Annotated in this window: 9 protein-coding genes; 6 read left to right on the plus strand and 3 right to left on the minus strand. The window is 40.1% G+C overall.

The genetic code is table 11. From position 1 onward, the window contains the following. Nucleotide 1 precedes the first annotated feature (1 nt). Together FG28_RS02270 and FG28_RS02275 are read left to right on the plus strand one after the other, a co-directional pair. Nucleotides 2–3,508 (plus strand): M1 family aminopeptidase, encoded by a 3,507-nt coding sequence (locus tag FG28_RS02270; protein ID WP_036379570.1) that lies wholly within the window; start codon nucleotides 2–4, stop codon nucleotides 3,506–3,508. A gap of 285 nt (nucleotides 3,509–3,793) precedes the next feature. Continuing rightward, nucleotides 3,794–5,548: a PQQ-binding-like beta-propeller repeat protein gene (locus tag FG28_RS02275; protein WP_036379572.1), complete on the plus strand. Its 1,755-nt coding sequence runs from the start codon at nucleotides 3,794–3,796 to the stop codon at nucleotides 5,546–5,548. 689 nt (nucleotides 5,549–6,237) lie between these two features. Here FG28_RS02275 and FG28_RS02280 read toward each other — a convergent pair. Both FG28_RS02280 and FG28_RS02285 read right to left on the minus strand, forming a co-directional pair. Next, entirely contained in the window at nucleotides 6,238–7,089 is an 852-nt protein-coding gene (locus FG28_RS02280; protein ID WP_036386058.1) for a DUF1080 domain-containing protein, read from the minus strand. A gap of 50 nt (nucleotides 7,090–7,139) precedes the next feature. Continuing rightward, nucleotides 7,140–8,366 (minus strand): multiheme c-type cytochrome, encoded by a 1,227-nt coding sequence (locus FG28_RS02285; protein ID WP_081894187.1) that lies wholly within the window; start codon nucleotides 8,364–8,366, stop codon nucleotides 7,140–7,142. 269 nt (nucleotides 8,367–8,635) lie between these two features. Here FG28_RS02285 and FG28_RS02290 point away from each other — a divergent pair, with 269 nt between their 5' ends. Beyond that, the gene (locus tag FG28_RS02290) at nucleotides 8,636–9,577 is read left to right on the plus strand and encodes a glycoside hydrolase family 5 protein (RefSeq protein ID WP_197062539.1); all 942 of its coding nucleotides are present in this window, start codon (nucleotides 8,636–8,638) and stop codon (nucleotides 9,575–9,577) included. 9 nt (nucleotides 9,578–9,586) lie between these two features. Here the strand turns inward: FG28_RS02290 and FG28_RS02295 are convergent, their stop codons facing one another. Next, the gene (locus tag FG28_RS02295) at nucleotides 9,587–10,714 is read right to left on the minus strand and encodes an alpha-galactosidase (RefSeq protein ID WP_231562589.1); all 1,128 of its coding nucleotides are present in this window, start codon (nucleotides 10,712–10,714) and stop codon (nucleotides 9,587–9,589) included. A gap of 747 nt (nucleotides 10,715–11,461) precedes the next feature. Between FG28_RS02295 and FG28_RS02300 the strand changes: the two genes are divergently transcribed. Genes FG28_RS02300 through FG28_RS02310 form a run of 3 tightly spaced genes read left to right on the plus strand, consistent with a single transcriptional unit; the run spans nucleotide 11,462 to nucleotide 15,781 of the window. Beyond that, nucleotides 11,462–13,294 carry a sodium:solute symporter family protein gene (locus FG28_RS02300; RefSeq protein WP_036379580.1) on the plus strand — a complete coding sequence of 611 codons (1,833 nt, stop codon included), beginning with the start codon at nucleotides 11,462–11,464 and terminating at the stop codon, nucleotides 13,292–13,294. Nucleotides 13,295–13,326: 32 nt separating this feature from the next. Then, nucleotides 13,327–14,508 carry an AGE family epimerase/isomerase gene (locus tag FG28_RS02305; RefSeq protein WP_036379583.1) on the plus strand — a complete coding sequence of 394 codons (1,182 nt, stop codon included), beginning with the start codon at nucleotides 13,327–13,329 and terminating at the stop codon, nucleotides 14,506–14,508. 7 nt (nucleotides 14,509–14,515) lie between these two features. Further along, the gene (locus tag FG28_RS02310) at nucleotides 14,516–15,781 is read left to right on the plus strand and encodes a glycoside hydrolase family 26 protein (RefSeq protein ID WP_036379585.1); all 1,266 of its coding nucleotides are present in this window, start codon (nucleotides 14,516–14,518) and stop codon (nucleotides 15,779–15,781) included. The last annotated feature ends 23 nt before the right edge of the window (nucleotides 15,782–15,804 follow it).

Below are 15,804 nucleotides of genomic sequence, written 5' to 3' on the forward strand. Positions count from 1 at the left end.
AATGGATACTTTTTTCCGAATTTTTAGACAGGAAGTGTCATCTTGGTTTAAAAAACCAAGTACTTATCTCTATTTTGTTGTTCTTCTTCTCTTAGCCGTTCAGGATATTTACGAACCTTCAGGAAAAGGAGGTCCATCGGGAGAAATTTACAGAAATGCCCCGATAATTATTTACAGCCTTCTAAATCGATATTCCCTTTGGCTTACTTTTTTGGTAATTGGAATCAGTGCCAATGCTGTGAACAAGGATGTGGAATTGGGAGTCGATAAATTTTATTACGCGCTACCTCTTTCAAAGACATCCTATCTTCTTGGAAGATTTCTTGGTGCTTTCACGGTATTGGTATTTCTGAGTTCAGCCATTGGTCTAGGGGCTTTGCTTACCCATCTTTATTTGTTTCATAATCAAGTATTGACAGGATCCTTAAATATACTGACCTATCTAAAAGGTTATGGGTTGATGGTCATCCCTAACCTCTTTTTTATTAGTGCCATATCTTTTTCTCTGGTCACACTTACACGTAGTATTATCCCGGCTTATGGCATAGCCATATTGTCCTTTATGGGCTTTTTGATTAGTGGTGAGTTTATGGATTCACAATCCATTGTTCCTGAACTGATAGACCCTTTTGGCACAATTCATTTGTACCAAATCACACAATATTGGAATATAAATGACAAGAATACTTTAGCTATTCCAATCAATCATTTAATGGTGATCAACAGAATCATTTGGATGGTCTTGGGAACGGCAATTTTAGGATTTACCATTTGGAAATTCCGCTTCGAATATTCTAATAAAGGCAAGTCAAAGGACGATAAAGAAGCCGCATTTTCAGAAGCTGTTGAACACCCTGTTCTAACCACTGAATTCACTTTTAAACAACATTTAGTGCAAACATTGTGTTTAGGTTGGTTTGAATTCACAAGCACTGTAAAAAGCAAATATGGTTTATTATTGGGGCTAGGTGTAGTTTTCCTAATGGCACTTACCATTTCCTTTGTTCCTTCGGATCAAATTCCAACTACTTTCCCATTGATCGATAGGACCAACCAAGTTTTCAAATTCTTCATGTATATACTATTGACCGTCATTTCTGCCGAAATGATTTGGAAGCGCAAAGCATTGAGAGTCTCGGATCTTTTCGACTCATTGCCTATTCCAAACTGGACATTTATGAATGCCATCATAGTGGCCATGTTCTTGATATGCCTTGCCCTTTTATGCGCTTTTTTACTCATTGGAGTATCGGTACAAACATTTCTTGGATATTACAACTATCAATTGGATGTTTATTTAAAGCAATTATTTCTTGTCCTACTCCCCGACTACCTTCTTTTTGGGTTCCTAAGCCTATTTTTTCATATTCTCGTCAAAAACAAATTTTTAAGCATCTTCATAGCCATTCTCTACTGGTCCGTGATGACACTTATTCGGAATGCAGGATTGGATTTTCCTTTGTACCATTTCAAGTACTTACCAGCTGTGCCATATTCCAACCTAAATGGATATGGCCATTTTTGGGAAGGTTATTTATGGTTTTTGCTTTTTTGGATTTTAGTGGCGGGAATCCTGGCCACAATAGGCAGTGTATTATGGAGTCGAGGAACGGGCTTACCCAACTTGGCCACTATTAAAAACAATGTAAAATATAGTCTGGGTACTTTGACCTTCAGCACCTTGCTGGTTGGTGCCTTTATCTATTTGAACATTAATGTTTGGGAAGAATTTCCGTCAGAAAACAAATTGAATGTAACGAGGGCCAATTATGAAAAAAGATATAAAAAATTTGAAAACACCCCGCAGCCCGAGATTACAGATATTCAAATAGAGTCCAATATTTTTCCCTCCAAACAATCAATAGCGGTAAAGGGCAGGTACATACTAAAAAACCGTACAACAAGAAACATTGACACGCTTCATGTTACAATAGACTCTAATGTTGACCTTGAACAGGTTAAAATCAACAAACAACTTACAGCCCCCATTTTGGTCGATAAAGCATCCAGACGCTATATGTACGCTTTCAACCCTTCTTTGAAACCGGAAGACTCAGCTTCGTTTCAATTCAAACTGCGAAAAAGTAGAACTGGGTTTGGGTTGCACTATCAAGATATAGTGAACAATGGAACCTTTATAGATAGAGGTGACCTGATGCCCAGTATTATCAGCTATTCCTCACAAGCTGAGTTGACTGATAATGAACTGAGAAAAGAGTTTGGCTTAGCACCTAAAAATGGAATATATCCCAGCATCAACCCTGAATCAGAACTTGAAAAAGTGACAGATACCAATATATCGTTTGAAGCGGTTTTAAGCACTTCGAAAGGTCAGACAGCCGTAACAAAAGGCCAATTGATCAATGCATGGAATGAGGGTGATAGAAGCTACTATCACTATAAAACCGATACACCTACATCAAAAGAATATGCTTTGTTCTCAGGAAAATATGCCGTTAAAAAGTCTCACATTCAACTGGATAGTGCCCATCAAGTCCTGGTTGAGATTTTTTATCATGCATCTCACCATAGAAATATTGATATGATGTTGGATGTCATTAAGGCAACACTTTCATACTGCCATCAAAACTTTGGAAACTATCACTCCAATAATTTTAAACTTATTGAAGTACCAGGTTTCAGACATGGTGCAAGATCTTATCCACAGACTATAGCTGTGTATGAAAACAGTGGTTTTTTAGCTGTCCCAAAAGAAGGAACAAAAAGCATTCCCGTGTTCGCCATTGCTCACGAAACAGCACATCAATGGTTTGGTTCACAAATGTTGGTGAGACAGCAGGTGAAAGGTAACCGAATGGTCAATGAAACCCTTGCCCAGTATGCGGCCCTGATGGTCATCAAAAATAAGTATGGCATAGATCAGGTTAGGCAATGGTTTGATTATAGTATGCGCCGGTATTTAAAAGGCCGTGTGAATGATATAAATGAAGTGCCGCTAAAGGATGTTGAAAATCAAAGCTACATCTACTATGATAAAGGTGCCTTGGTCATGTACGCACTACAAGAGTACATTGGCGAAGCGAATTTAAACAAGGCAATAGCTCAATGTATACAAAAAAATGACGGTTATCTCACCAACACATCACATTTGCTTGGATATTTCAAATCTCATGCGCCTGATTCGGCACAGTATCGGATATCTGACCTTTTCGAGAAAGTGATTATATATGATAATATTCTAAAAAGCGCTACTTATCGTTCTATAGGTGACAATAAATATGAGCTCAACCTAAAAGTAGAAGTACATAAATATTCCAAGGACAAGTCAGAAATTCCTTGTTCGGAATGGATAACCCTTGAAGTGGAAACAGAGGCAATGACCGAGTCGAAAAAAGTCCAGGTTGCGAGCGGCCAAAATAGTTTTTCTCTTATAGTCAATTCAAAACCCATAAAATCTGTAATCGACCCAAGTTTTAATTTTTTGGATAAAATTTCAGACGATAATATGCTTACCCCAATTGATGTTACAGAGCAACACAAAAAATAAAATTCATATAGCTATTCAACTTATTAAGATGTCGGGTATATTAAAATGGGAAAATTGATTTATGGAACAAATTTTTAAAGTTTATCTGCCACAGATAATCTTGAATTGGTGAAGTGGGAGTTCAGAACAATGGTGATGTCGGACATCCCTGAAATTGGCAATAACGTACATTCATTATCGAGATCAAAAAAAGCCATTGCCTTTCTCCAATATAGTGATTTTCCCAATGGACAAAGCAATTCAATAAATTAACCAGCACATTTGTGCATAAATCAATAGATCATCATGAAAAATATGTTTTTGTATTTGATTTTCATCTCAGTACAGTGTTTTTCTCAAGAAATCAACTATCGAGCCAAATGGAAATTTAAGACATTGGCTCCTATTCGTTCCACTGCCGTGATCGCAGGGGAACGAATATTTTTTGCCAACTCTGCTGGCGAGGTATTTGGTCTCAACAAAAATACCGGTGAGATGATTTGGAAATTCCAAGTAGAAGGAGCGATCAATGGGCCTTTGGCTGTGGATGGGCTGAATCTTTATGCCATCAGCCGCGCAGAGCATGCCTATGCCCTCAACATTTCAAATGGGCAAATGATTTGGGAAACTAAATTTAATCCTACCATTGTAGAAAATATCGGTGGCTGGAAAAACAACACTGCCGGACCAGTGGTAAAAAATGAAATGGTCCTAATGCCATCCGGTGATGGCCATTTGTATGCCCTGAACAAAAAGAACGGCAAAGAAATCTGGGTCTTTGATGCCGGAAAAAGACTTAGGGCCACTCCTTTGGTACAGCATCAGACCATCTACCAACCTGCCAATAATGGAAATTTATATGCTCTAAATCTTAAGGATGGAAAAGAACGTTGGAGTTTTATGACAGAAGGGGCCGCCAACGCCCCTGAAGACCCTTTTAAAGAGATTCGTCGTGGCAATTTTGACACGCCAAGCATCAAGGACGGCATCCTTGTATTCGGTTCACGTGATGGTAAAATGTATGGTGTGGATTTGGCTACCCATCGGGAAAAATGGCGGTACACAACGGGAAGTACGTGGGCTATGGCGAATACTGTGGACAGTAATACAGTTTACATGGGTTGGTCAACAAATAATTTGGTTTCTGCCCATGATCTACAAACGGGAAAAGAACTTTGGAATCATCCAAATAATGGCCATGTCTATACTAAGCCCCTAATTGTAGGTAACAGTCTGTTTTATGGCTGTTCCAGTGGGCAATTGTACGAAATTGATAAAAATACAGGAAAAGATATAAGTACATTCCAATCCGGTGGGGATATCTACTCAGCACCCCAATACGATGGCCAAACTATCTTTTTTGGTTCAGATGACAGTTATTTTTATGCGGTAGACAAAACTATTAAGCCACATTTCACGGTTTATCAACCAGATACTTTCGAACCACCATTTACGCAAGGTGTTATAGCCGAATTTCAAATGTTGGATTATTTGAAATCAAAGGGTTTTGATCACCTGAACTCATCCGAAACACTAATTCAATTCCTCAGGCAAAGAATAAATGATGAAGAACCTTCCGTGATAGTTTTTGCTTATCCGGTTATACCACCTGAAGGGGTACAAGCTCCACTCAAGACCAGTTTAATAAGGCAGTATTTAGAAAAAGGTGGGAAAATCTTATGGTTTGGTTCAATGGTCAATTTTTTCACGGTTATACCAAATCGGGGGTATTCTCGGGACATAGAAACCGGTCCTGAGCTTCTGGGGGTGGAATTTATCAGTCCGTATGAAAGTGGAAATTATTATGCCCAGGCCACACAAATTGGAACGAACATGGGAATTCCATTACATACCAAGGCCACCGGAGCGGTAGTGAAAGTTACAGGAGATATAGTTCCTCTCTCGAAAGATGAATTTGGCAACGTCACCTGTTGGATGAAAAAATATAACTCCCGTCCAGGATCTGGCTTCATCTCCAATCGCAGTTGGGGTTGGAATGTGGGTGGCACTGCGGCAGATTTACAACTCGTTTATGACTTAGCTGTCTACGGATTGAAATAACGATTCAACTTCCTTATAAAATGCCATAGCTCTCATTACTTCATTAAGCACGCAATAAAACTGTTCGAAATATATTATTTATTGGAACAGAGTGGATTTTGACATTGATTAAGGCTATAGGGACTTGGTACAAAGAATCATCCTACCTTTGTAATTCTGATAAAAAATTTGCAGGAGTGATGGTTAAATTTAGGGGGCTGCCGATCAAATTTGAAAATTCCTTTGCACTTTTAAAAATCTCAGTTACCAGGTGAAATGTTCCGTGGGTCGAGGTGTTAAGGCCTCGATAATTGACAAACACATTAAGACAAGGCTTCCATTTACCCTGATATGAAAACTTAAATTTCATTAGTCTTTTCTTTTTGCAATCTGATCATTAAGGGAAACACCCAATTTTGAGCTATGAACCCAAGACCTTGTAGGCATACAAATCTACATTGGAAATGAATTCCAGAGCGTGAAACAAGAGATTCTTGTCTAAAAACGGAGCGTTGACCAATAAGTTATTCCAATTTGGAGAAAAGTAAAAAAGATATTGATTTGGAAAAGAAATGAAAAGGCCGTAAGCTTTTTCATAATCGTAAAGGACACGGAAACCTATAATGGCAGAACACCTTTATGAGATACTTAATAGTCTCTTTTGGTCCACGAGGTCTGAAATTCGACATTATCAAATAATTTGAGAGCAATTATCTTAAATGCTTTTTGGGCAACTCCTTTAAAGACCTGATTCGTATATTCTTAAAATAAATTTCAGCACCTTCCGACTGTAATTGGATTTTTCCTTTCACCAACGGCATTTCATTGCCCACGGTATTGATTTGGGAAGAATTGTAGAGTACCATGTTTTTCTTTCCATTGATTACATGAATGGCAGTCCCTTCAAAACAAAACAAATCGATAGTGTTCCACTCACCTGAAGGTTTTTCAGCATCAGTAGACTTTACCACATGTCTTCCACGTTCATTGTCAGGTGAAAAATGTAGCAACTCCCCCACTGGGTCATAGATGAAATTATTTTCTTCAACCCTTACCGGTACATCGAAAGTTGCACCTGCACACCCCCAATAATCTCCGGTATCCCCTTCCTGTATTTGAAATTCTTGGGAACGCATCCAAAATCCACTATCTGCACCATGTTCTCCAACGGCATGGTAAAGTAGCCCACTGTCCCTGGGAGCATTTTCCTTGGGAGGGTATGTATGCCCACCCCATTTGAACTCCAATTGTAAATGGTAATTTTTGAATTCCCGATGGGTTGAAAGTCCTCCAAAACGTTTTCCTGATATGTGAATAACAGGTTCTCCATCCAAAATATCCGCTTTGAACACTTTATCCGGGTCATTATTGAGACCCAATCTTTCCCCTTTTGTCCAATCTTCCCAATCACCTCCTGAAAATTCTGCCCCAATATAGGTGTCCCAACCCGATAGATCCGTACCATTAAAAAGATTCTCCCAATTGTTTTCGTACTTTTTTGATTTACATCCCATTATAACGATCATCGATAATACACCGATCCAAAAAGTCAATTTATGCATAGTCTTGTTTAAATTTGAGTTCATATTTCTATTAGCGTAACTGCTCTTTGTCATTTGTAAATTCCTATTAAATGTGTCCTGATCTCTACGGGAACGAGCATGGAATCCTTTGAATCGTAAATCGACATAGATTTGGATGGTGTTAGTGGCATATGGCACTCCACACAATTGTTGTCCTTGGATTTTCTCAAGTCCACTCCCAAACTGCAGGAGATTTCCCCACCCGTTCCGGTCCCTTGGTGACAGGCAATACATTTGGCATTGAACCCCTTAAAATCGCCCCGTTGATTTTTGTGAGGGTCATGGCAACTGGTACAGTCCATGCTCTTGCTTCCCTTAAAACATGAACTTGCCAAAAGCAGGCCATATTGGTTTCCATGCACATCCAACGACTCCAAACTGCTCCTGTCATATTCAGGATTGGGAAAATCCATTAGGGTATCACCGGTCATAAATGAAAAGGGGATCTCTTCCCTGTGCCTGTGGGTTCCTGAGTGACAAAGGGCACAGGATTGCAGTTTTTGTTTTTGTGTTAAATCGGAATACGATAATATAAATTGGGCTTCCGTCTCATTGGGATTGGACAGGTGGTGGTTTACATGTTCGTTCGCAGGCCCGTGGCAACGTTCGCAATCAATGCCGTATATGAGTTGTGACCTGTCGTAGGAATGGGGTTTGTTGAACGTGTTCCTGCTTTTTGCAAAAGTGACATGACATTCAAGGCAACGCTGCAGAATGGGTCTATTCGGTGCAAAAATACCATTTGGATAGTTTGGACTGTTGACCCAACTTTCGGAAGGTTTAAAATAGGACACCTGCAATTGGTAAAGCTCATCTCCCTGCCAGTTAAGATAAGATTGCCCTTTGGTACTGGATCCAATCACTATATCCATTTTTTTGGAATCAATCAAGGTACTATCCGATCTGGAATAGGCTTCCTGATAGAACCCATCCTCCTTTGATCTCATAAGGAAAATGATCTCATCATTGAGCAAATAGCTATTGTTTTGGGCAAAGCTTCCCTCTATTGATGCGCTATCAGCCACTCGGGATGTTAAAAAATGTGCTGTCTCCATATGGGATTGGTAAATATCCTTGTGGCAGCCAATGCACCTATTTGATCCGGCAAACCCCTTACCACTGCCATGAACAGCAATGGGTTCTATGGAAATATAGGGGCTAACGTATATCGAATTATAAAACTTCACGACAAGCAATACCGCCCCAATAGCCATTACCACAAAAAAGAGATATATAAAACGTTTTCGGAATTTCATGATATTACATTACCATGATCTTAATATTTATTGAAACCATCACGCGACAAAGACCATGAAAGTTTAACCAAAATACCTTTTTTGGCCGACATTGTTTTTCTCCAGTTCAATAAACTATCTATTCTACGGGAAATTGACAAAAACGTATTGAAAATTGAAGGTTTTTTTGAATATTTTAATCGCTCAAACATAAGGTCATGGTAAATTTTATTGGAAAGTATTTTTTCATTTTTTTGGTGCATTGTACATTCATAAATGCTCAACAACCAATGGGGCGTATATCAGTCGATGGCAACAATTTTGTAACAGAAGATGGCAAGACCATTGTTTTCAGGGGCATGAGCTCAAGTGATCCGGATAAACTGGAAAAGGATGGTTTATGGAACAAAAGTTACTTTCAGGAAATTAAGAGATGGGGTGCAAACCTCGTTCGATTTCCAATACATCCGGCGCGAGTCAGGGAAAGGGGGGAGGAAGAATATTTACAGCTTTTGGATGAAGGAATCCGATGGGCGAGTGAAGAAGGGCTTTATGTAATTATAGACTGGCACAGTATAGGCAACCTTAAAACAGGCATTTATTTGGCCGATATGTACGATACCGATATGAAAGAAACCTTCAATTTTTGGAGGACCATTGCAGTACGTTATGGGGAAAATCCCATAGTTGCATTTTATGAGCTTTACAATGAGCCTACGACATTTAACAATAGGTTTGGGACAGTGACCTGGGAAGAATGGAAAAAAATCAACAAAGAAATCATTACTATCATCAGGGCCAATGGTGGCAAGGGCATCCCCCTTATGGCAGGCTTTAATTGGGCCTATGACCTTACACCTGTAAAATTCTCTCCTTTGGATGTTGAAGGAATTGGCTATGTAAGCCATCCTTATCCCCAAAAAAGAGAAAAGCCTTGGGAGGAAAAATGGACGATGGATTGGGGCTTTGTCAAGAAAAACTATCCAGTAATACTGACCGAAATGGGTTTTTCTGGCCCAGAGGATCCTGGAGCCCATATTCCAGTGATAAGCGATGAATCCTATGGGGACGCCATTACAAACTATTGCGATGAAAGAGGGATTTCATATGTGGTCTGGGTATTTGACAAACAATGGGCCCCACGACTCTATACCGATGACAGCTATACGCCTTCAAGGCAAGGAAAATACTTCAAAAAGAAATTGCAGAGCTATGACAAGGGCAATAAGTGATGTATTTTTTCAAAATCTATTCTTTTTCTCAAGCAACACCATTAACACATCGTGGCTATCCAGAGCAGCATTTAATTTTCTTGAAGTATCACCTAGTTTTTTATGTTGGAACAAGTCCTCTATGGTGTAGTGATATGTGTCAATTTTAAGTCTAAGTTCATTCAGCTTATCTTCAATACTCCCCAGATGCCAGTCATATTGCAATTCGAAAACTTGGTCCGTCATGTTCACAAAAACCACCGCCCAAGCATCATTGGATAAAGGTTTTGCCCAAATTTCAATGCCATCATCATCTGATACCTTAAACCCTTGTATTCCCAAAGGATCCTGATTGACTCCTATTACTTGGTCATTTGTCAATATTTCAATGGTCTTGGGTTTGACTTTTCTAAGATCATTGCCCAAAATCAAGGGAGATGCCATAATACTCCACATGGCTAAATGGCTTTTATCCTCTGCATCTGTCATACCATTGCCCACCTCCATCATATCCAAATCGTTCCAGTGACCGGGTCCAGCTGCATGTCGAATATTTTTTCGCATATTGATAATTTTCCATACCCCCCAAGATGACCAACCACCATGATCCACCTCACAATCCCAACAATTTGTAATATCTCCAGACACCCGCCACATGTGCCCCACATTTTCCGCCCAGTCCCATGGTCGATTGTTGCCCCATTCACAAATGCTAAAAAGAATTGGGCGGCCGGATTTGGCCAAAGCGTCTCTCATGGTTTCATAAGCACCTTGTGCGTTCAGATTTTCAGTATTGCACCAGTCATATTTTAAGAAATCCACTCCCCATGCCGCAAAAGAACGCGCATCTTGGTATTCATGTCCCCTATTCCCTGGAAATCCTGCACATGTTTTTGAGCCTGCACAACCATAAAGCCCAAATTTGAGGCCCTTGCCATGAACATAGTCGGCCAATGCCTTCATACCGTTTGGAAATTTTTGTGGATCTGCTACCAAATCACCATTTTCATCACGCTCTTTGGACATCCATCCATCATCCAAAACAATATACTCATAACCCGCATCTTTTAGGCCAAGGGTGACAAATAAATCCGCTGTGTCCATTACAAGACTTTCATCGATATCTGTGGCAAAAGTGTTCCAACTGTTCCAACCCATAGGAGGGGTTTTGGCAAGCCCATTAAATTTTTGACCACAAGAGAATGTGACAGTCAAAAAAAGACCAATAATGAAAATGCTTCTTAATTTTCGATAAAAAATAGACTTGAAATTGTTCATGTTGAATGTTTTGTAAAGAAAAAAACCCCGATTTCACGGGGTTTTCTCTTGAATAAAAAAAACTAACTCAAAAAAGATTAAACTAACTTGAAGGTTTGCTGTTCTTGTGTCCTCCCTATTTAGAACTCATTACAATTACTGTCCAAGCCATATTTATCATTTCTCTCAATATCAAAAGTATTGTACCGATGTTGGTTTTTCTAATATTATTTTGTCAATTACCCATTAAATCTTGATATTTTTGGAAATTATCAAGATTATTTATATCATTTTTTCAATTTTTCTTATACGCTACCTCAGCCCCCTTTTGAATTGGGAGAAATCAGGATGCCATAATACTATCCTAGTATGACAAATTAGTATCAACAGTTCTGCATTCCAATAATTATTTTTGGATTATAAATCTCACTTTTTTTAATTCTTTTCAGTGATAAATAAACAATAATTGGCCGTTTTAAGTTTAGAATACATAAAAGGTGTAAGTTTTTAAAGGTGTTATTGTAGTAAACCTGGTGACCCCTTGACAAAATCGATTTAGCTAAAATAATTTCTCAGGAAGGCTTGGACCGCATAGTATAAAAGTCAAATTCATAGGTATGGAATACCCTTTAACCAAGATTTACAGGAATGCTTAGGACCATAGATGTCGTAATCATTGCAACATATCTGCTAGCGACCATTTTCATTGGATTAATTCTAAGAAGAAGGGCCCAAAGGAGCAAGGAAGACTATTTGTTGGCCGGGAACTCCATACCATGGTACATGTTAGGCCTTTCCAATGCTTCGGGCATGTTTGATATATCTGGAACCATTTGGCTGGTGACCCTCATGTTCGTATATGGGATTAAAAGTGCATGGATTCCGTGGCTATGGCCTATCTTCAACCAAGTTTTTTTAATGGTGTATTTGTCCAAATGGCTGAGAAGGTCCAATGTGACCACCGGGGCTGAATGGATTAGGACACGTTTTGGAAACGGGAAAGGTGGAAAACTGTCACATACCATTGTGGTGGTCTTTGCCCTTTTGAGCTGTCTCGGTTTTTTGGCGTATGGGTTTATTGGATTGGGAAAATTCATGGAGATTTTTATTCCATGGGAAGTTTTGGCAAATTATGTTCCATTTGACGTCCCGGCTGCATATGTGCCCCACTTTTATGGTGTTGTGTTTACCTTGTTCGCCGTTTTTTATTCACTTTTAGGAGGGATGTCCGGAATTGTCTGGGCCGATGTGCTGCAATTCGGTATCATGACAATTTCTGCAATAGTCATCGGTTACTTGGGGTTTGTAGCCATAGGAAACAACCCCTTGAACGTTCCCGATGGATGGGGAACTCCCTTTTTCGGTTGGGAACTGGACCTTGATTGGTCCAATATCATTCCTCAGGTAAATGAAAAAATAAGGTCCGATGGTTATGGCCTCTTTACCATATTTTTTATGATGATGATTTTCAAGGGAATCTTGGTGAGTTTGGCTGGCCCAGCCCCCAATTATGACATGCAGAAGATTCTTTCTGCCAAAAACCCCAAGGAAGCTTCCAAAATGAGCGGTTTTGTATCCGTCATTCTCATGCCCATTCGCTACTTGATGATTGCCGGATTTGCAGCCCTTGCTTTGATCTATTATGAAAAACTGGATTTGATCACCGCCACGGGTGAGGTCGATTTTGAATTGATCCTGCCCTCAGCCATAAAGGAATTTGCGCCTGTGGGCTTAATGGGGCTTCTCTTGGCCGGACTTTTGGCGGCTTTCATGTCCACTTTCGCAGGAACCTTGAATGCGGCGCAGGCCTATCTGATCAATGACATATACCTTAACCATAAAAAAACGGAAGTGACCCCAAAACAAGTAAAGGTCATGAACTATGGCTCTGGGATCTTGGTTGTCCTGGTGAGTATCTTCCTAGGTTTCTTCGTCGAAGACGTCAATTCGGTCTTACAATGGTTGGTTTCCGCTCTTTTTGGAAGTTATGTGGTGGCCAACATTTTAAAATGGCATTGGTGGCGTTTCAATGGCCATGGTTTCTTTTGGGGAATGGTTGCGGGTATGGTACCAGCATTGATACTTCCCTATGTCTTTTCGGCAACCCTAGACCTGTATTACTTTCCGATTTTGCTGATAACTTCCATACTGGGATGTGTGATTGGAACCTATTCCGCACCGCCCACTGAAGAAAAGGTTTTGCGCTCGTTTTATACCAATGTTAGGCCTTGGGGCTTCTGGAAACCCATAAGCGACAATATTCGCATGGAAAACCCAGGCTTCAAGAAAAACACCCATTTTAAAAGGGATATGTTCAACGTACTTACAGGTATTGTGGCACAAACGGTCTTGGTAATGCTTCCCATGTATTTGATATTCAGACAAAACATTCCGGTACTGATTCTTTTGGCCGTATTGATCTTGTGCATCCTTTTGCTCAAAAAATTCTGGTGGGACACCCTTGGGGAACAACTTGATTAGAAACAGGAAATGTTTAAAGTTTAAATCGTCCCATGTCCAAAGATTACAAAGAACTTAAAGATGAATTGCGCAGTGAATTGGACAATATTTTGACGTATTGGTCAACTTTTGGCATTGATGATCAATACGGAGGCTTTGTAGGGCAACGTGATTTTTACAACCAGCTTGTGCCGAAAGCATCCAAGGGAATCATTCTGAATACCCGTATCCTCTGGTCCTTTTCAGCTGCGTCCAATTACCTGAAATCAAAAAAACACGAATCTATTTGTAATAGGGCCTACACCTATTTAAAGACCTATTTCAAAGATAAAGGCCATAAAGGTGTTTTTTGGGAAGTAGATCATAACGGAAATCCTCTCAATACAAGAAAGCAAGTGTATGCCCAGGCCTTTGCCATTTATGCGCTCTCCGAGTATTACCTGTTTTCCCAAAAGGAAGAAGCAAAGGATTGGGCCGTTTCCCTTTTTGAAAATTTGGAAACCTATGCAAGGGACAGGCATAATTTGGGATATTATGAAGCTTTTTACGAGGATTGGACCCCCATACCCGATATGCGTTTGAGCGATAAGGATATGAACGCTGCCAAGACCATGAACACTCATCTGCATGTTTTGGAAGCTTACACCAGTTTATTGAAAGTGTATGACCATCAAAAGCTTAGAGATGCACTGCGGGAGTTGATTGTCCTTTTTCAATTTAAGTTTTTGAATAAGTCAAACCACTATGATCTTTTTTTTGATAAAGAATGGAGCCTCCTGAGCACTACCATTTCCTTTGGGCACGATATAGAAACGGCCTGGCTGGTCATTGAGGCGGCCAAAGCATTAAACGATGAAAGCTTGGTTCAACAGACCCAAGAAACGGCCATTAAAGTAATCGACACTTTTTTGTTGGAAGCTTTGGATCATGATGGGGCCGTAATGAATGAAAGGGACACAGCATCAAACCATTTGGACACCGATAGACATTGGTGGCCCCAAGTGGAGGCTCTTATCGGGTTGAAATATGGCCATTCCCTGACCCAAAATCCTGATTATATTGAAAAATCCATTGGTATATGGGAATTCACAAAACAGTTCTTGATCGATAAAGCGCATGGAGAATGGCATTTTAGGGTCGATTCTGAAGGACGGCCCTATAAAGAAGAGGACAAGGTGAGTATGTGGAAAGCCCCCTACCATACTACCCGTGCCTGTATTTTAATGAGCCAATGATCGGACCATGACTAAACAATACTTTCTTATTTTGGTTACAATTATTTTGCTGACAATGAGCGGTTGTTCCAAAGATTCGGATTCCGGTTTTTATGAACCTGAACCCATTGAAGAAGACCCAACCCCGGAAAATCCACTTCCACCCGGTGAACTTGACTTTGAACCCGAGGAGACCAGAAGTTTCATGGTAAACCCGGATGCCACAGAAGAGACTGTTGCGCTCTTTTACAATTTAAAATTGCTTTCACAAAATAGTTTTATTGTAGGTCAGCAAGATGCATTCAGCAGCTTCTATCAAGATAATGCCGGGGATTCTGACATCAAAAAAATGACCGGAAGTGATCCCGGACTATTGGGGTCGGACTTCATGTTCATTACAGACGACCTTAACGATGGAACCCCTTCCAATTGGTTTTTCCAACAAGAAAACCAGATCAGGGATGACGTCCTCAGGGCTTTTGATATGGGTTTGGTCAATGTTTTCTGTTGGCACTTTCGTGAACCTTTTGAGGGCGAACATTTCTATACAAGTGAAATGACCCAATTTCAAAGGGAAAATGCCCTGAAAAGTATCTTGCCGGGAGGTGAAAACCATGACTACTATAAGCAAAAGCTTGAAAAAATAGCATCGTTCACCAAGAGCTTGGTGGGTTCCAATGGTGCATTGGTCCCCATCATCTTCAGGCCTTTCCATGAATTTGATGGTGATTGGTTTTGGTGGGGGCAATCCTTTTGCACCATCGAAGAATATATACAGCTTTGGCAGTTTACGGTAACATACCTTAAAAACACCTTGTCTGTGAACAACATGCTCTTTGCGTTTTCACCAGATAACCGATTTTTTTCAGAAAGCGAATACTTGGCACGGTATCCCGGGGATGACTTTGTGGATATCATGGGAATGGACAATTATGGGGATTTCAATAATCAAGGCCAAGCCGGTGTTGAAAGGGCGAACCAAAAACTAAAGATTGTGTCCGACTTGGCAGAGGAAAGGGTTAAAATAGCTTCACTTACCGAGACAGGGTATTTTGTCACTTTAAGCGAAAACGGGGCCATTCCAGGTTTTTTTACCAATAACCTCTTTGAAGCCTTGACACATAACGATGTTAAGATTGGTTTTACCATGTTTTGGTATAATTATCAAGACACGTATTGCACACCTGTACCCGGTTTGCCCAGTGCCAATGATTTTATGGAGTTTGTGTCCAAACCAGAGGTGATTCTTGCAGATGACCTGCCAGAAATGTACCGGCTACCGCCCAATTCTTAACTATAGTAAGGCGCCCCTCATTA

The sequence above is a fragment of the Muricauda sp. MAR_2010_75 genome (assembly GCF_000745185.1).
Lineage (GTDB): Bacteria > Bacteroidota > Bacteroidia > Flavobacteriales > Flavobacteriaceae > Flagellimonas.